Annotated in this window: 11 protein-coding genes and 5 pseudogenes; 8 read left to right on the top strand and 8 right to left on the bottom strand. The window is 68.8% G+C overall.

The window, feature by feature from the left end:
• Positions 1-239: 239 nt before the first annotated feature.
• Positions 240-755: pseudogene (locus ACPPVO_RS35955) on the bottom strand (IS701 family transposase); the annotation flags it as partial.
• Between the two features lie 33 nt (positions 756-788).
• On the opposite strand from ACPPVO_RS35955, the gene ACPPVO_RS35950 reads away from it, so the two are divergent.
• Together ACPPVO_RS35950 and ACPPVO_RS35945 are read left to right on the top strand one after the other, a co-directional pair.
• The gene (locus ACPPVO_RS35950; RefSeq protein WP_426502992.1) at positions 789-953 is read left to right on the top strand and encodes a hypothetical protein; all 165 of its coding nucleotides are present in this window, start codon (positions 789-791) and stop codon (positions 951-953) included.
• A gap of 267 nt (positions 954-1220) precedes the next feature.
• Entirely contained in the window at positions 1221-2288 is a 1068-nt protein-coding gene (locus ACPPVO_RS35945) for a hypothetical protein (protein WP_426502991.1), read from the top strand.
• A 1697-nt stretch (positions 2289-3985) separates the two neighbouring features.
• On the opposite strand, the gene ACPPVO_RS35940 is transcribed toward ACPPVO_RS35945, so the two are convergent.
• The 3 genes and pseudogenes from ACPPVO_RS35940 to ACPPVO_RS35930 all read right to left on the bottom strand — a co-directional run.
• A complete protein-coding gene (locus ACPPVO_RS35940; RefSeq protein WP_426502990.1) occupies positions 3986-5230 on the bottom strand; it encodes a helix-turn-helix domain-containing protein in 1245 nt (414 codons plus the stop codon).
• Entirely contained in the window at positions 5227-5364 is a 138-nt protein-coding gene (locus ACPPVO_RS35935; RefSeq protein ID WP_426514936.1) for a hypothetical protein, read from the bottom strand. Before ACPPVO_RS35935 ends, ACPPVO_RS35940 begins: the two co-directional genes overlap by 4 nt.
• A gap of 3 nt (positions 5365-5367) precedes the next feature.
• Positions 5368-5472, bottom strand: a pseudogene (locus ACPPVO_RS35930) (antibiotic biosynthesis monooxygenase); the annotation flags it as partial.
• Positions 5473-5535: 63 nt separating this feature from the next.
• On the opposite strand from ACPPVO_RS35930, the gene ACPPVO_RS35925 reads away from it, so the two are divergent.
• Positions 5536-5844 carry a WHG domain-containing protein gene (locus tag ACPPVO_RS35925; RefSeq protein WP_426502989.1) on the top strand — a complete coding sequence of 103 codons (309 nt, stop codon included), beginning with the start codon at positions 5536-5538 and terminating at the stop codon, positions 5842-5844.
• A gap of 51 nt (positions 5845-5895) precedes the next feature.
• Here ACPPVO_RS35925 and ACPPVO_RS35920 read toward each other — a convergent pair whose 3' ends face one another.
• Positions 5896-6879 (bottom strand): quinone oxidoreductase family protein, encoded by a 984-nt coding sequence (locus ACPPVO_RS35920; RefSeq protein WP_426502988.1) that lies wholly within the window; start codon positions 6877-6879, stop codon positions 5896-5898.
• A 74-nt stretch (positions 6880-6953) separates the two neighbouring features.
• On the opposite strand from ACPPVO_RS35920, the gene ACPPVO_RS35915 reads away from it, so the two are divergent.
• Positions 6954-7556, top strand: coding sequence for a TetR/AcrR family transcriptional regulator (locus ACPPVO_RS35915; RefSeq protein ID WP_426502987.1), 603 nt, complete (start codon positions 6954-6956; stop codon positions 7554-7556).
• A gap of 72 nt (positions 7557-7628) precedes the next feature.
• Here the strand turns inward: ACPPVO_RS35915 and ACPPVO_RS35910 are convergent, their stop codons facing one another.
• Together ACPPVO_RS35910 and ACPPVO_RS35905 are read right to left on the bottom strand one after the other, a co-directional pair.
• Positions 7629-7808, bottom strand: a complete 180-nt coding sequence (locus ACPPVO_RS35910; RefSeq protein WP_426514762.1) for a helix-turn-helix domain-containing protein — start codon at positions 7806-7808, stop codon at positions 7629-7631.
• Between the two features lie 612 nt (positions 7809-8420).
• Positions 8421-9365: pseudogene (locus ACPPVO_RS35905) on the bottom strand (AraC family transcriptional regulator); the annotation flags it as partial.
• A gap of 141 nt (positions 9366-9506) precedes the next feature.
• Here ACPPVO_RS35905 and ACPPVO_RS35900 point away from each other — a divergent pair.
• From ACPPVO_RS35900 to ACPPVO_RS35885, 4 genes and pseudogenes are all read left to right on the top strand, one after another.
• Positions 9507-11279: an NAD(P)H-binding protein gene (locus ACPPVO_RS35900; RefSeq protein WP_426502986.1), complete on the top strand. Its 1773-nt coding sequence runs from the start codon at positions 9507-9509 to the stop codon at positions 11277-11279.
• 1016 nt (positions 11280-12295) lie between these two features.
• Positions 12296-12529, top strand: a pseudogene (locus tag ACPPVO_RS35895) (transposase family protein); the annotation flags it as partial.
• Positions 12521-15235, top strand: a complete 2715-nt coding sequence (locus ACPPVO_RS35890; RefSeq protein WP_426514761.1) for a GPP34 family phosphoprotein — start codon at positions 12521-12523, stop codon at positions 15233-15235. The pseudogene ACPPVO_RS35895 and the gene ACPPVO_RS35890, both read left to right, overlap by 9 nt.
• Positions 15222-15905: pseudogene (locus ACPPVO_RS35885) on the top strand (transposase family protein); the annotation flags it as partial. The gene ACPPVO_RS35890 and the pseudogene ACPPVO_RS35885, both read left to right, overlap by 14 nt.
• Positions 15906-16304: 399 nt before the next feature.
• Here the strand turns inward: ACPPVO_RS35885 and ACPPVO_RS35880 are convergent.
• Entirely contained in the window at positions 16305-17690 is a 1386-nt protein-coding gene (locus ACPPVO_RS35880; protein ID WP_426502985.1) for an IS1380 family transposase, read from the bottom strand.
• Between the last annotated feature and the right edge of the window lie 250 nt (positions 17691-17940).

Genomic DNA, 17940 nt, shown 5'->3' with positions numbered 1-17940 from the left:
GGGGCAGAAGCCCGAGCAGTGGTCAACCTCGCGGTCACGCTGGTGCAGTGGGGACGTGATGGCTTAGTACTGCAACGACAGGTTGTGATGATGTCTGCGTCTCTTGTAGTGGCTGATGCGGGCGCGGGTCTGGCTTGTTCGTCGCCACGTCGACCAGTGCACGACGTGTTCGATGACGTGCGTCAACGGGGCAGTGATCCGATTGAACAACCGTCGGATCTCGTTGACGGACAAGGGAATCAGGGGTTCGCTGCCGCTGGCAGCGGATCCCCTTTTTTGACGGCGTCTCGGGTGATCACGAGGAACGCCGCCGCGAGCATGGACAACGTGACATGTCGATACCACGCTGCATACCCGCGAACCTGGTAGTGATCGAGGCCGGTCTCGTTCTTGGCAGTCTGGAAGCACTCCTCGATCGCCCACCTCGAGCCCGCCACCCGGATCAGCTCGTCGAGGTCGGTGCCGGCCGGCCCGAAACACACGTAGTAGGCGACCTTGCTCGGGTCGCTGATGCTGCGCCGGGCCAGCAGCCAATGTCCCCAACCCGGGCGCCGCAGCGGCCGGATCTGCACCGCCGTCCAGTCATAGACCCGCTCACCGTGCGCGCCCGCACCACAGCTCAACCGCAGCCACCCGGCAGGATCAACCGCGGCAACGAGGCGGTCGACCCGCTCCTTCAACAACCGCTGCGACACCACCATCGTGTTGCACGGCACCGCCAGGACGTGCGCGATGTCGTTGAGTTCCAACCACATCACCGGACGACGCTCGCACGAAACCTCGACGTCGTGGAGGGCGAACTTGCCAACGAGCAGCCCGATGCGGACATCGTGAAGAAGTTTATGCAGCGGGCGCTGGGCACGGTCGGGACGGCTGCCGGGAGTACGCTCTCGTTGGTGCTGACGGCGTACGCCAAGCGTCTGATGCAGCAGGCCGGCATCCCGATCGACTGACCGGTCAACGGCTGGCGACAGTACAACGTCGGGCCAACAACGATCATCATAGCAAGTGGGGTTGTGTGCACACGCGAGCAGCGTCGGTTGCTATATATCGCTAGTAGGGCTTACCGGTGCTCGCGGTCCATCGCTGGCCCATAGACCGCCGGGATGGGCAAGCCGGATCCCGGATAGTGACACACACCGGGCATCGGAGACGTTGATCACCGGTGGGGTCGATAAATGCAACGTCGTTACTCGAACCGCCTGCGATGATTATGTGCCATGACAGGTATCGTCTTGACGCTCGGCGGATTTGTCGTTCGTGGCGTACTGCCGTATCCCGACCTGGCGCGCCGCATCCGTGTTCGACGTAGCGCCTACGCCCTTGCCACGCACGACCCTTGGCCAAATTCTGAGTCGGAATTTACCGACCTCGGCTACGCACGGCTGGCGCTGCTACGGCTGCTGCGTCTGCAGCACGACACCCGTAGGGTGGTCCAGATGCGTCAGCACGAGGCGGCTGCGCAGCTGGCACGTACCGCAGTGGAAACCTGCATCCTCGGACTGTGGTGTCTGTACACCCCCAATGCCAGGGACAAGATCCGCGGAGATGAACTCAAAGCAGCACCGTCTCTGCTGGCCTTCCTGTCGCACGTCGAGATGATTCCTGACGCGGTGATCCGGCAGGCGGTAAGCGCGCTCGGTCAGCCGGAGAAGCTGCCGGACGTAAGGTCCATGACCGCGCAGATTGACTCCAAGACGGGCGCCAAGCTCGCGATCGTCTTGTACGACATGGTGTATCGGCCAGCGTCACACTTCTTCACGCACGCGACGAATTCGGCGCTCCAGCGGCACGTCCGGGCTGACCTTCGCTACGCGAGACGGCCCGCGAAGGTATGGGTTCGCCGCACACCAGTCCGGCTGGCAGATGCCTGCGTTGGCCTACTTGCCGGGGCGATCGCGAACAGCGTCGCAGCGCCCGCGGAGCTGTTCCGTCAGTACGCAATGGACCACGCGGCGCGCGTGCTGCCGCCCGTGCTCGCGGCCGCAGGCAAGGGTGTGGTTCGGACTCTCGGCCTCGGTGATCTCCTTGTCACGCTGCGCGAGGCGCGAGAAGTGAAGGCATACCTATCTCAAGACGGCCCGAGCATTGCACGAGACGAACGTGAGACGCGTTTGCGGTCGATGTACGACGGGATGATTGCCCGGCTCGACATTGGCGACGTGTCGCCGGCGGCATTACAGCCGATTATCGATCACCTCGTCTTGACGACGCTTGACTCTTGGGACGCTGAGTACGCAGACCGGCTAGGTCAGCAGTCCGCCGGCGGTGAACCGCAGGAGGCGTAGTTTGCCTCCGAGTTTGTGACATGGATAGCGGGCGAACGCGAGTGGAGTCCACTCGGGGCGCCGGCATCGCCGTGACCAGCTGAGCGGACTCTCCCCGTATGCCGTCGGCCACCTCTGCCCTAGCAGGGCGGTGCCAGGTGCGCCAGGCTCGCCGCAAGGCGACCGCGAAGCGGCTTGGCCTGGCGCACCTGGTGCCGGTCTGCTCAGCTCGGGCCGGTCGACGGCATACGTGAGCGCAGCAACCCCGGAGCCAGAGGTCCCGCCGGAGGCAAGACCGTGCCTATCCACGGACGGCGTGGCCGCGGGAGCAACGGTCCGAGCCACGACGGACATCGCGGTAGCTCAAGAAACAACATAGCGACGATCGATATACTCCAGAGTGGGCCAAACTTGATTGACTAGCTCCGAACGGCGAGCGCATCATCCGCCAACGGGGCTGGCGTCGGGAGATGCCAAGCTTGGAGGCGTCCCGTACCGGTCCGTCCTCACGAGAGGCGGCCGGGCGCCTTCCCCCTCCGCAAGGGGGCCGGCGGGGAGTGCCGCGGCGTGAAGCGCGGCAACCGGCCGAACAGAGTCGGGCTGTGCCCGAGCCACAGGACGTTGTTGCGAAAGCGTTTTCCGCTTACTGCGCTGCGTTGTCGTGACTCTCGAGTTGCGGATTGGGACTGACATGCAGAGCGCTGGCTGATTGTGGATTGAGCGATCCGGTCCGGGCGAGCACCCACCGAGCACCCAATTAAGACCGCTAGGTAAAGCGTTAGGGCCCTGTCCCCGAGTTACCCCAGGTCAGGACGCCAATGAATGGTACGCCGCGTAGGACTTGAACCTACAACCCGCAGATTAAGAGCCGTGCCGGATCGTGCTCATCCGTCCAAGCAGGTCCGTTTTACGGCGTTTCTGACAGCAGCGTGGGGCGCGTATCCACCGAACGGGTGGAGCGGCCCGTCCCCGTGGCGGTGTGTCCAGCGGCGGTGGAGCACCCAACGAGCACCCACGCTGGCGGGCGATTGAACGCAGCTTCGTGCCGGTGCCGGTGCTTCGGCCCGGCAACCTGGAGTCTCGTCGGCCGAGTGAGATCAACCATCTCATCAGCTGCACGCGCGGATCGCGGCAAATCCGTAAACGTGATCATGGTGGCGTGGACCTGATGACGCCGTCAATCGGCGACCGCAATCCAACTCCGCGACGTCGTCGGTCGGGCGCGCCGAGACAGCAGCGAACCGGCGCCAGATTCGCCCAGGCGGGACGTCCGACGGGCGGGGTTCGGTGCGCCTGCCAGCGAACTACGCCGACAGGCTGCGCTACGACAGGGGTCATCACCATGCTGTCGGCGCTGAACGATCATCACTGCCCTGCGCTCACCCGCTGCCGAGACCGAGGTCGCCACGACTGACATCTGAATCACAGCCCACCCGCAAGCGCCGACGGCGGTAGGCGAGGCGCCTCACACCTTGCGCTCGCGGCGATACGGCCGCGCAGTTGATCATCGTGGACTATGCCGCACGCTTGCAGCCCAGTGCAGACCTCGACAAGTCCACGCCTCGCCGTCGCGGCGTAGCCAGATGTCTCGACAGGCGAGCCTGGTATTAGGTGCCATCCACCAGTGCTCAACCAGCACTGAAGCAGGTTACCGCACATGCGTTCGATAACCTGCCGCCCTCGTTCGACCGTCATGGTGTCGTCCTCGTTGCTGACTCCTAAGGCTGGGCGTCGGCGCGTTCGGCGAGCGCCCTCAATTCCGGCGACGTTGCGCGGCCAGCGATCAGCATCAGCTCTCTGATGGCACTCCGTGCCGCCACGTGCGTGTGGATCAGTTCGGGGGCGAGCCCTTCAGCCCGCAGAAGGCAAGCGAGTGCCTCGCCGCTCTGTCGGCGCTGGGCGTAGGCGCGCCCCATGTCCAAGGCCAACCGGGCACGCCGTTCGATCGACAGCCCTTCAGCGTCGATCTGTTGCCCGATGTCGATGGCCTCCCCAGCGTCCCCCAGCTCGACGGCGATGGAGACAGCTTGGATCTCCACGTTTATGGGTCCGAACTCAAGGTTGAAGTCGTTCCTGTCACTTCCCAGACGTCGTGCCACCTGCCGGGCGCGGTCGATCTCGCGTCGCGCCTCAGCGCGGTTGCCGGCGCGCGCGTGGACGAGCGCCAAGACGAGATGTAGTGAACCCATCACCGAAAGCGCTTCCGATGTGGCGGCTACGTCCGGCGTGTGCTGGTGGAGTGCGTTCACTGCGGTTGTCGCGGCATGTTCAGCCTGATCGGTGCGCTTGAGGCGGACGAACGCCTGCGCGAGCCGGAAGACGCCCGCGAAAACGTGCAATGCCTCGCCGGATCGCTCGGCAGCGCTGATCGCCCGGTCGGCCGCAAGCCATGCCGCGTCAGGCTCGTCTTGCCGCACGAAGGCGGCAGACAGCGCCTGATAGGTGCGGCTGAGCAGCGACCATAACGCTGGCCGCTCGTTATCCGGGGCAGTGCGCGCGGCCCGCTCCAAACGCGGGACGAGCGGACCAATGGAAGCGCTCAGCTCCGCGAATTGGTTCGCGTGCGTCAGCGCCCAGATCTCGTCAACGGCTGCGCGCAACTCGGACACGCTCACCGGCGCGGCAGTAACTTCCCCGGCGAGCAGGACCTCCGGCACTGGGTGCCCGGAGATGACGAGTCGAGCTTGATCTAGATCGTTGGCTGGCTGCACAGACTCTTCGTGAACCGGGACTTCCGGCGCGATGGGAGAGTCCGGTTGCAGCGCCTGGAGAGACACGCCCAGACCGTCGGCGAGAAGGCGGAGGACGTCCAGCCTGACAACCGGCTGAACTCCCCGCTCTACCTGCGAGAGCCAACTCGACGTGCGTCCCAGTGCGGCAGCCAACTCGCCCTGGGTCATGCCGCGCTGCTTTCGCAGTTCGGCAACCCGGGCACCGAACCCGCGCTGCTCCTCGGTGATCACAGATGCATCGGCCCCTTCCCGGACTCAGCCTGCATGAACGTCACGTCAACACCGCTGGTGTACCGCTTCCGCTCGTCCAAGAAGTGCTTGGTGTGCGACTGCTCCTCGTGGAAGTCGAACGCTGCACGGTCCATGTACAGCTCGTAAAACACGCGGGCCAGTGGCTCATCCGGTACGGAGTGGACCACGTACGCCAGCGTGCCCGGTTCGAGCCGTTCGATCTCTGGAGTCGTTCGCGACACCAGGTCATCGAAGCCCTTCGCCGCCGTTTCGTCACGTAGCTGGCCGCCTTCGCCGCCGCGTACGTGCAGTTCGCCGCCGACAGCAAGGCGCTGTTCGAGATCACCTTCGGCACGGGGCTGCAGAAGCAGGCCTATCCGGCCCTCGCGGAGGCCGGCGACAGCCTGCTCCTGCTGTTGCGCGACCCGGCGGCCCGGATCACGCCGGAGGTCGCCGATCAGGACGACCTGATCACGACGATCGGCGCGACAGCACACGGATTCGCCGCATTCCTCAACGAGGGCGTCTTCGGCGACCCTCACGAGCAGCTGAAGGTGGCCAAGCGCCGCGCCCGCCACGCGGCCCGCCACCTGGCCACCAGCGCGATGAGATGAAGCCGGCCGGACGGCGCTGCGCGCGACCCGGGCACATCCTGCGCGCGGGCGTCAACGAGCGACGTCGGCTCCGATCGTCAAGATCAGCTTTCCGGTGGTCGACCGCGACTGGATGTCTCGATGCGCCCGCCCGGCCTCGGCCAGCGGGTACCGGCCGCCGATGGTGACCTCGAGACGGCCGTCGGCGACCAGCAAGAACAACTCGCCCGTGACGCTCAGCAGCGCCTCGCGGGTCGAGATGTGGTCGCGGAACACCGGGTAGCAGATCTTGATGCTATGCGGCAGCTCCCGCATGCTGATCGTCGGCACCTGACCGATGAACGCGCCGTAGTACAGCATCGTGCCGTTGGGCCGCAGCGCACGCATCGACGCCCGGAAGGTGCTCTCGCCGTTCCCGTCGTAGACGACGTGCGCCCCGAGGCCTCCGGTCAGCTCGCGCACCTCGTCCACGAAGTCCGGGCCGGTGGAGATCACGACGTGGTCGGCGCCCGCGGCGCGGGCCGCCGCCACCTTCTCGCTCCGGGAGACGATCCCGATGACCGTGCCGCCGCGCTGCTTGACCAACTGCGTGACGAATTTGCCTAGACCGCCCGCGGCGGCGTGCACGACAGCGACGTCGCCCGGCTTCACCGGGTACGCCTCGGTGGTGAAGTGGTGGGCCGTGACGCCCTGCATCATGATCGCCGCGGCGGTCTCATCGTCGATGGTGTCCGGCACTGGGACGGCGACCGCCGCCGGGACGACGACCTGCTCGGCGTACGCGCCGTAGGAGTAGACCCACGCCACGCGGTCGCCGGGTTTGAACTGGCCGACACCCGGGCCGGTCTCCCGGACGACGCCCGCTGCCTCGACTCCGGGCACGAACGGCAAGGCGCCGTCGGCGCGTCCGTTCTGGCGCGCGCCGGTGTCCATGAAGTTGACACCGGCGACCCGGACGTCGACGAGGATCTCACCCTCGCCCGGCTCGGGAGTGGGGGCGTCCTGAAGTTTCAGGACCTCGGGGCCGCCCAGTTCGGTGATGGTGATCGCTCGCATCGTTCTTCCTTTCGCGTGGACGTTTCCCATGGTCGTAATGCAAAATTGGACCCGCAAGTACAGAAGGAGGGCCGGTGCTGACCGTACGAGGGGCCGCCACCCGGCAGCGGATCGTTGAGGCAGCGGCCGCCGAGATCCGCGAGCACGGTGCGGTGGCGACGCGCCTGGAGGACGTCGGCAAGCGCAGCGCCACCGGCAAGGGCCAGATGTTCCACTACTTCCCGGATGGCAAGGAGCAGCTGCTGCTCGCCGTGGCAGAGTTCGAGGCCGGGCGGGTTCTGGAGGACCAGGAGCCGCATCTGAGCGCCCTCGACTCGTGGGACGCCTGGTCGGCTTGGCAGGCGGCGGTTGTCGACCGCTACCGGCGTCTCGGCCCGAACTGCCCGCTCGGCATGCTGCTCACCGAGGTGGGTAAGCACACGCCTGCGGCTCGCGCCATCACCGTGCGCCTGCTGGAGGCCTGGGAAGCCGCGCTGTGCCGCGGCATCACCACGATGCAGGCTGCCGGCGAGATCCGGCCCGGCGTCGATCCGCGAGAGACCGCCGCGGCGCTGGTGGCCGCCATCCAGGGTGGCGTGGTCGTCCTCATGGCCACCGGCCGCAGCCGCCACCTGGAAGCGGCTCTGGACGTGATCCTCACATCGCTCGGCGCGCCCACCCGCGCCCTGACCGCCTGACAGGCGTCCCGCTCATGCGGCGTCCGGCCGCGGCGTGGCAGCGTTGCCGGCATCGTCACATCTCGGCTTGCCTCAGCTTCGTTGCGCCGCAGCCCGATAGGCGCGCGGCGCCACACCGGTGCGCCGCTTGAACGCGCTCTCGGACGCGTAGCCCAGCGATGCGGCGAGCGCGCCCACGGTCGTGTCGCCGTCGCGCAAAGCCCGCTCCGCCAGGCACATCCGCCACTGCTGCACACAATTCAGCGGCGGCATGCCGGCCACGGCCGAGAAGCGCGACGATGCCCTCGGCGTAGGCGCCGAGGGCATCGTTCGTGGCTTCACATGAGCGGACTCCACGATCGGTGATCGGCCAGTCACGCTGCGCTTTGCAGCCCTGTGACGTGCCTTCGGCGTGAATACGACACCTGTTTGCGTGCGATCAACGCCGGGTTCGTGGCGGCTGCAACGGGTACGTGGCCCTCAACCACCAACGCGCCCGCGGGTAGTGCACAGTTCTGTGACGTGCCCCCGGCGGGTCCCCCAGAACATGGGAACCGGCCGTGACTGGCGGCGACGCCGACATCGTGGTCATCGACGGTTGCTGGCCGCTGCCGCCACGCGGACAGTAGTGAGCGATTCGAGCCCGTCCGCGTCGAAGATGCCGGACGGGGCTCGAACCGGTGGAGCCGAGGTTACGGCATAAGAACCAAAAGATCATGGCGTCAGGGCCCGACCTGGAGCTTCCGGTAGCTCGGGAACGTCATCTACGCGAGGACTGATCAGGGACCATGTTCATCAGCGGTGGTCGACACCCTTCGGCTGAGTGTCGCGGTTAGGCCGTGCCCGCCTGCGATTTGCGGGCCTCGTCATTCCGGGTTCCGCTCTGCTCTGTCGTCGGTATCTGCCCGGGGCGGTGTCGTACTCCCGCTTGAAGGCGTTGGCGAAGGCGAACTCGGAGGTGTAGCCGATCCGGGCGGCTACCTCGCTGAGTGCGGCGTCGGACTCGCGGAGCAGTCGTGCTGCGGTCGTCATACGCCACCAGGTCAGGTAGGTCAGGGGCGGCTGACCGAGCAGGGTGGTGAAGCGCCGGGAGAAGGCTGCCCGGGACAGTCCAGCCTGACTGGCAAGCGTCTGGACCGTCCATGGTTGTGCGCAGTCGCGGTGGATGGCGTGTAATGCGGTGCTGATCTCCGGGTCGGCCAGCGCCGCCGCCCAGCCGGTGGTCGTGCCGCGTTCGGACCGCTCGTCGAACCAGGCGCGCAGTATGTAGAGCAGCAGTACGTCGAGCATGGCTGGTACGACGGTGTCCACGCCGAGGCGGGGGTGGTTGATCTCGCCGCCGAGGAGGTCGACTGCGGCGCGAAGTTCGGGGCGATGTCCTACCCGGCCGGGTAGGTGGACGATTTCGGGCAGGTCGCGCAGGAGCGGGTGGGCTCGGTTGGGGTCGAGCCGGTATCCACCGCAGAGGGTGATGGTGACCGCTTGCGAGCCGTACTGTCCGGTCTTTCCGACGGTCGCGGAGGCGTAGCGGTCTTGGAATCGTGGGTCGTTCAGCGGATCGCAGACGGGTTCGGTCAGCGGGGTGGCGGGACTGTCGGCCAGCGCGTAGCCGCTTCCGTGGGGCAGGAACACCACGTCGCCGACGTGCAGCGCGATGGGGGCGTCGCCGTCCGGGGAGATCAGCCAGCACGATCCCTGCAGGACCACCTGAAAACCCGCGGACCCACGCACCGTCGGGAAGCGCTGTCCCCATGGGGCATGCCAGGCGACACGCGCCGACCGGGGCTCACCCGTGCGCACCACAGCAATCACATCACTGAGGACATCCATGGTGTGAGTCTACGTAGCTCTCAGAGGCAAGACGTTTACGTATGAAAATGAGCTAGCGAGGCATTGGTTGTCTCCGCAGATCTCCATACGGTTAAGGGCGAAGCGATCAATTGGCCGCCCTGCTGTCGGGGCGAGGGACGTATGCAGAAGGAGCATCTGATGGCAGGGCGACACAGGATTTTGGTTACTGGTGCGACCGGAACGGTCGGCCGGCAGGTCGTGGCCCAGCTGCTGGACGCGGGCGTCGAAGTACGCGCACTGGCCCGCGCACCCGAAGCAGCCCGACTGCCCGACGGCGTGGAGATCATCGGGGGCGACCTGACAGAGCCGGCCACCCTGCGCGCCGCCATGGACGGGGTTGAGGCCGTGTTCCTGATCTGGCCATTTTCCACCGCCGAGGGCATGCCCGCGGTCCTGGATGCGGTCGCCCAGCATGCTCGCCACATCGTCTACCTGTCTTCCGCAGCGGTACGGGAGCACGAGCAGCAGGTCGAGCAGTTGATCGAGCAGTCCGGGCTGGAATGGACGTTCCTGCGACCGCACGTGTTCGCCGCCAACGCCCTGAGGTGGGCCGGCGAGATCCGCACCGAGTCAGTTGTCCGCGCGCCATACGGGACGGCCGCCATGCCGCCGCTGCACGAGCGAGATCTCGCGGCAGTCGCGGTGCGCGCACTCATCGGCGACGGATCCGCCGGCGCAATCCATGAGCTGACCGGACCCGAGGTACTGACCCAGGCCGAGCAGGTACGCATCATCGGTGAGGTGATCGGCCGCCCGGTGCGGTGGGAGGAGACCTCTCCAGACACGGCGCGACAGCAGATGCTCACGTTGGGCTGGCCACCTGAGGTCGCGGATGGCATCCTTCGCGCCCAGGCAGAGATGGTGACCGGGCCGAGACCGATCACATCCACGGTGGAAAATGTCACCGGAGCAGCGGCGCGCACGTTCCGCGCATGGGTGACCGACCACGCGGGCAGCTTCCGCGGCAGTATGAAGGCCGCACGTATCCATGAGCACGGCGATGCCTCCGTCATCCGGTACGAAGAAGTACCGCGGCCCGTGCCTGGGCCAGGCGACGTCCTGATCCGGGTCGCAGCCACCTCTTTCAACCCATCGGAGACTGCGCAGCGCTCCGGGATGCTGCGGGCCGTACTGCCGGTGGACCTGCCCTACATCCTCGGCTGGGACGTCTCCGGCACGATCGCCGAAATCGGCGATGACGTGGAGGAGTTCACCGTGGGCGACCGAGTCATCGGCCGTCTCGATGCGGGTGGCGCCGCAGCCGAGTACGTCGCCGCCCGGGTCAGCGTGCTAGCCAAGGCGCCGGACACCATCCCACTGGCCAACGCTGCGGCCATCCCCGTCGCCGCGCTTACCGCCTGGCAGGCACTGTTCGAGCATGCACACATCACCGCGGGCCAGCGCGTCCTCATTAACGGCGCCGGCGGTGGCTTGGGAGTGTTCACAGTCCAGCTCGCCAAGTACGCCGGAGCGATAGTGATCGCCACGGCAAGCTCCCGCAGCGCTGCGGCGGTCCGCAGCTACGGGGCCGACCAGATCATCGACTACACGCGCACGCCTCTCGCCGACGGGCTCGGCGCTCCGGTCGATGTCGTCGTCAACCTCGCCGCGATCACGCCCGAGGCGGCCACCGACCTGGTGACCCTTCTCCGGCCGGGCGGCATCATCGTCTCCGCCGCCACGCCGGTCCAGCCGCCCGCCGAAGCGGACGTCACCGCCTTGCACATGGTCACCCGCAACGACGCCAAACAGCTGGGCGAGATCGTCGAACTCATCGACGCTGGCACCCTCGTCGTCGATGTCACCGAGTCCCACCCGCTTGCAGACATCGCCCTCGTCCATCGCATGAGCGAGACGGGCCACACTCACGGCAAGATCATCATGCTTCCCTGAGTCGAAAGGCGACCACCGTCTCCGAAGGAGAACCTCAATGACCGCGCCAAGCCGCAACTGCCGAACTACGACAGTCCCCGAAGAAGATCCCTTGGTTCGCGACGAAAGAAATTGTGGGCCGGACGGGGCTCGAACCGGTGGGCCGTTGGTTACAGCATACGAACCGCTATGCCACGGCCGTGACCTGCGGTTTCTTGCTTCCGTTTGCCCGTGAGCGCCGGATACGGGTGTCATCGGCGGCGGAAGGCCCGCTGCAGTAATTCACGAACATGGATGGGCTACTGCCGGGATCGGTCGACGTGTCCACCGTCGTGATGCTGCCGTGGCGGGTAGAGCCCGGGGCCTTCGGCTGTGTCGGTCGCCGCGTGTGTGCAGCCAATCGCAGATCATGGTCGCCAGTACGGCGACGGCTCGGTCGTGCTGCTCGATGGTCATGGGCACGACGTCGGGCTCGGTCACCGTCGGGTTCACCATGCGACTGCCTGGCCGGCGGCGATCACGTTCTGACGTCCGCGAGCCGGTGTCCTGCTCGCAGGCGACGGTAGCCGGTGGTGGGCGGCTGACGCTTGTCATGTCTCCAGCCGTACAGCGCGTGTTCAGGACTGTCTCGCACTCGGTGTGCGGGTTCGCTCGGCGGTGACCGCCGCCGGCCCGCTGTCGAGGGGGCGCGGTAGGCGAGCCGAGGGATAGCCGTCCCGCAATCATGTGGTCTTGCTGCTGGTGACGGTTGTCAGCGGCTCGCCGTCGCCCCGATCCGGTAGCCGCGGGGTCGTCGAGCCGCGTCGGCGGCCCGGTCAGCCGAAGGGTGATCGACCATGCCACGCCAACCACGCCTCACCGAGGTTCGTCTCGACCGAGCACAGGTGCGGGTTGCGATCTACACCCGCCGGTAAACGGGCGAGGTGTCCGGCCTACCGGGGGGAAGCCCAATGATGTGGTGGGCCGGGAACGAGGCAGACGAGGCTCCCGGTAAGACAGCTGTCGACCAAGACTCGATGCCCCGACCAGGAGCCTCGTTGCTGTCCTACCCTGCCACGATCACGCTGTCCACCCGCACCCTCAACCAGCTCGCGAACCTGATCCGCCGGCAGCGTCGCGAGTGCCGCAGCCGATGGCGGCGGCTGCAGCCCGGTGACCAGGCGCTGCTGGTCCTGGCCCACCTGCGCAACGGCGACACCTACGCCCGACTCGCCGCCGGCACGCAGTCCTACGACGCCAACTTCGCCGACACCCGCAAGTGGGTGAAGGAGGGCTGGATCGACTACATCGTGCCGCAGGTGTACTGGAGCATCGGCTTCGCCGTCGCGGACTACGCCAAGCTCGTGTCGTGGTGGGCCGACGTCGTCGCCGGCACGGACGTGCAGCTGTACATCGGGCAGGCCGACTACAAGGTCGGGGCGGCCGGGCAGCCGCCCGCCTGGTTCGACCCGAACGAGCTGTCCGCGCACCTGACGCTCAACCGGCAGTACCCGCAGGTCCTCGGCGACGTGCACTTCAGCGCCGTACAGGTGCGCGCCGACCGGCTCGGCGCCGAGACGCTGCTGACCGCACCGCACCCGGCCCGCGTTCCCGCCCGCGTGGGGCCCGGACCGCCCGCCGCTGTTCCTGGTCGTCACCACAGCCCGGCGCGGCTCGGGCGGCGTCGACCTGCGCTGGCGGCCCACCGCGAGCGGCGCCGGCCCGTTCGACGAGGCCGTCTCCTACGGCGTGTACCGCTTCGACGGCGTCACCGTGCCACACGGCTGCGACCTCGCCGACGCCGCCCACCTCGTGGCGACCGTGCGCGGCACCGCCTACACGGACCCCACCGCCGAGCCGGGCCGGCACTACACCTACGTGGTGAGCGCCCTCGACCGGCGCTGGCACGAGAGCGCGGGCGGCCCGCCCCGCTGGGTCTGACCCCGTGCCGGCCCGGGGTGGCGCGCGGCTGCCACACTGGGCCGGTGAACGGGGGAGGACGGCTGGTCGCCCTGCGGGCGCTGCTGGCCGTGACGTTACTCGCCGGCTTCTACGTGCTCGGCGCCGCCGCGGTCGCCGGCCTCGGCTGGCTCGCCGTGTGGCTCTGGCTGACGTTCCCGGGCCAGGAGGACGCGATCGTGGGCGGCCTCGCCGCGGCCGGCGCGGCCCTGGCGCTGCTGGCGTCGGTGGGGCATCTGCTGTACTCCCGGCCCGACCCGCCCGCCGCCGGCCACCCGGTCGACGAGCGGACCGCGCCCGGGCTGTGGCGGCACACCCGCGAGCTGGCCGAGATCGTCGGCACGCGCCCGCCCGACGAGATCCGCCTCGTCGGCGAGGTCAACGCGTTCGTCTGGGAGGACACCGGGCCGCTGGGCCTGCGCCGCGGCCGCCGCTGCCTGTACGTCGGCGCGCCCCTGCTCGCCGCCTGGCCGGTCGAGAACGTCCGCGCGGTCCTCGCCCACGAGCTCGGCCACTACTCGGGCCGCCACGCCGGCTTCCTCGCCATCGCCTACCGCGGCTCGGTCGCCATGCGGCGCACCATCGAGCGCGTCGGCCCCGAGAGCCCGGCGGGCCTGCTGCTGTCCGGCTACGCCGTGCTGTACTCGCTGGTCGCCCTGGCCGCGCTGCGCCACGCCGAGCTGGAGGCCGACGCCGCGGCCGCCCGTGCCGCCGGCCCTGCCGCCCTCGCCGGCGCCCTGCGCGACCTCGCCCCGTTCGACGCCACGTGGGACCTGCTCGTGGCCAGCTACGCGCGGTGGGCCCGCACGAGCGGCCACGAGCCCGGCGAGCTGCTGGAGCGGTTCGCCCGCAGCCCGCGGTACGCCCGCCCGGTCAGGTCCGGCCCCCCGGACCCCTTCGGCACCCACCCGCCGATCGCCACCCGCCTCGCCGCCCTGGACGGCCTGGACGACGCCTCGCCCGGCGGCGCGCGCGACGGGCCCGCGACGGAGCTCGTGGCCGGGCCGGAGGTCCTCGCCGAGGCGCTGCGCGGCCACGACTTCCACCAGGTCGTCGAGGCGGCCGCGCGCCGCGAGGCGAAGCTCGACGCGTCCCGGCTGCGCCGCGCCGGCGAGCTCGACGACGTCCTGCAGCTGCTGGCCGACGGGGAGGGCGCCGAGCTGGTCCGCCGCCTGGGCCCGGCCAGCCGCTGGGACGACGGCAGGGCCGCGGCCGGCGACCCCGGCGAGTACATCGTCGCGGCCGTCGTCGCCGACGGCGGGGCCCGCTGGCGGCACGCCTGGTCCGAGCCGCTGCGCCTCGAGCCGGCCTCGCTCGGCCGGCTGGTCGCCGAGGCGTGCGCCGACCCCGCCGCGGTCGCGCCGCTGCGCGACATGCTGGCCCGCCTCGGCGTCGTGTCGCGGCACACGCGGCTACACCTCGGCGCGCTGTCCGGCCCCGGCCGCCTCGCCGACGAGCTCTTCGAACTGTGCTACGACCCGGACGGCCGGCGCGCGCTCGACCTGACCACGTTCCCGGCGGCGCTGGCCGCGGCGGCGCTGACCGACCTGCGGCTGCTCGGCGCGGTCACCGTCGACGAGCACGGGTACGTCCAGGCGACCGGGGACCCGACCGGCGAGCCGTTCCTCGACTCACTGCTGGCCCGGATGGGCGCGAGCGGCCGCCGGAGGGTGCACGCGTGGCTGCAGGAGCTCGGCGCCGACGTCACCGACGCCGTCGTCACCCGGGCCCGCCTGCGCGGCCGGTACCGGCAGGCCACGAGCACCCATGCGCGCAACCCACTCGCCTCCCCGGCGGCGGCCGCGGCCGCCCGCGAGCGGGTCCTGGCCGCCGTCGACGGCGGCGACCTCGAAGGCCCCGACGCGGCGCTGGGGATGCTGCTCTGGGCGACCGAGCGGCTGACCGCGGTCCTCGGCTGGCACGCCGTCGCGGCGCGGGTCGTGCTGGGCGGGCTGGGCGCGCGGGACCCGATCGCGCTGGGCGTGCGCACCGTGGCCGGCCTCGGCATCAGCCCTCGGGCGCCGATCCAGCAGCCGTAGCCCGGTCACCCTCGCCGGCCGCCGGACAGGACGCGGCGCAGCCGCGATGGCCGGGCTGCTCGACGCCGGCTTCGCCATCAGCACCAGCACCGCCTGGCGCTACGTCCAAGAAGGCATCCACCTGCTCACCGCCCAAGCCGACGACGTCACCGCGGCAGGACGCCGCGCGGACCGGCTGGCCTACGCCATCCTCGACGGCACCCTCATCCCGATCGACCGCGTGGCCAACCAGCGCCCGTACTACTCGGGCAAACAGAAGCGCCACGGCGTCAACGTGCAACTGCTCGCCGACCCCGCCGGCCGGCTCGTCTGGGCCTCACCCGCGTTGCCCGGCGCGGTCCACGACCTCACCGCGGCCCGCGTCCACGGCCTGGTCGACGCGCTCACCGCCCACGGCGTGATGGTGCTGGCCGACAAGGGCTACCAGGGCGCCGGCGGCACGATCCGCACACCGTTCAAACGTCACCGCCACCGGCCCCGGCTCTCCCGCCGACAACGCGCCGTCAACCGCACCCACGCCCGCGTCCGCGGCATCGGCGAACGCGCCGTCGCCACGCTCAAAAGCTGGAAGATCCTAACCAAGCTGCGCTGCTGCCCACGCCGCGCCACCGCCATCGTGCAGGCCATCACCGTCCTGCAACACATCGAGACCAACCGCTACCCACGATGAAGATGGCTCAGTGCATCGAGTGCAGCAGGGCGGAATGTCGGGAGTATGGATCCGTGAACAAACCTCGTTGGAATGCCCGCCTTCGCAGCTGGCGCAGCAAGAATCCTGAAGCTGCTCGGGCCAAAGACCGCCGGGCACGGCTGATGAGCCTGTATGGCCTGCGTGAAGCCGAAGTCGAGCGGCTACTGGCAACACACGACGGAAAGTGCTGGCTTTGCTTAGCCTCGATCCGTGGATCGGCGCTCGCATGGGTGTTTGGATGAAATCGAATTGATCTTGTTGGGTTGAGAGCGTGGCTGTACTGCTGGCCCTCGGTCCAGCCTGCTCGGTTCCTGTTTGCCGGGTCGGTAGCGGGATGGGGGTGTTGCGTGGTGGTGCGCGCGGCAGGGGTTGTCCGCCTCAGGCCCCGAAGACGGCGTTCCAGAAGGTGAGCCAGGCTCGGGCGCGGGGCCAGTGCGTGGGTAGGTGCAGGATGGGGCGGCGTTGGGGGCGGGCGAGCCGGGCCGGGATGTTGATCAGATGGGTGCGCAGGGTGGCGCCGCGGGCTTTGGCGTAGCGGGTAGTACCGGTCAGTGTGCCGGCGGCGCGCAGCAGGTTGTGGCAGATCGCGGCGAGGATGGTCCAGGCGGCATTGGCACCGAAGGAGCCGGAGGGTTGGTGGGCCCACGGGCCGTCGATGAGGTCGGACCAGACGGTCTCGCAGATGGCGTGCTGGCGGTGGGTGAGATCGGCGTCGGTGACCGGCTCGGTGGTGTTGGTGAAGAACGGGTGGTAGCGCCAGACCGGGAACAGCGGGTCCTGGGTGTTGGCGTCGAGGACGCGGCGCACGACGAGCCGGCCGGTGGTCTCGTGGCGGGTGCCGGCGAACGCGGTGTACGGCGTTTCGGCCACCTGAGCGTCGGAGATCAGCTCACCGGTGTCCGGGTCGATGACCGCGCCGGGGTAGCGCACCGGCGTGTACTGCTCATCGTTGATGGCGGCGATCGCGGCGTTGACGGCGGAGTTGCGGGCGATGGCGAGGGAGAACTGCGCTCCCGCCTTGACGACAGAGGTGACGACCTTGCCGGAGCAGTACGCGGAGTCGCCGCGCACCAGGATGTTTGCCGGGTCCGCGCTGGCCGCCACCGCGGTGGTGAGCGCTTCGCTGACCATGCTCGCTGCGCCCTTGCCGGAGCCGGCACGTCCGGCCCGCAGCCGGGCCCCGGCCAGCACCGGCGCCGCTTGCGGGGTGCTGATGGTGACTGCGAGCGGGGACAGGCCCCGCCGCAGCACGGTCTTGCCCGCGATCTTCGTGTGGCCGAACGAGGCGCCCTGCTTGGCGTGGCCGTACACCGGGCGCAGCAGCGAGTCGATGTCGACGAAGACGCGCAAGTCGATGCCGGCCAGCAGCGGCGTGCGCGCAGCGAGGGCAAGCAGGTGCCGGTGCAGCACAGCCGACAGTTGCCGGGTGTGGCCGTGGGTGAACTCCCGCAGCAGGATCCCCAACGTCGTGGCGGCGTAGACGCCGCTGAACAGCTTGCCCGTCCCACCGGCACGGACGACGTCGAGGTCGTCGATGCTGTCCGCGCCGCGGGCCATCCCGGCAATGATCGAGGTCAGTTTCGGTGTCGCATTGGCGGCCCCGGACCTGATCCGCTCATCGACGAACCGCACGTGCTCGTCCAGCAGCTGTGACAGTCTCGTCTGCTCGGCCAGCTCCAGCAGTGGGACGAGGCCTGCGTGCGACACGAGATTGCCCTCGTCGAATACCGCGCTGTCCCCGCGCCAGGCGTGCGATCCTTGCACCGAGAGTGTCCTTCCGAGCCGGTCTGATCAAGGTTCTAGGCAAACCCGATCATCCCAGCCGGCAGGGCACTCTCGTCGCATCCCCACGCCGTTCCCGACCACAGTGGACCGATCTCCGTCCACGGATTGCTAAGGCTCAGCGGGTGTCGGGTGTGTTTGGGTACGTGTGCGGGCACGGAGGAACCAATGCGCGGCGACCAATGGGATGACACCGACGGGGTACCAGGAAACATCAATCAGGTCGAACTGG

This window comes from Dactylosporangium sp. McL0621 (genome assembly GCF_049995355.1).
Taxonomy (GTDB): Bacteria; Actinomycetota; Actinomycetes; order Mycobacteriales; family Micromonosporaceae; genus Dactylosporangium.
Note: the sequence above shows the minus strand (reverse complement) of the source record. Positions and strands in the feature narration are given on the sequence as shown.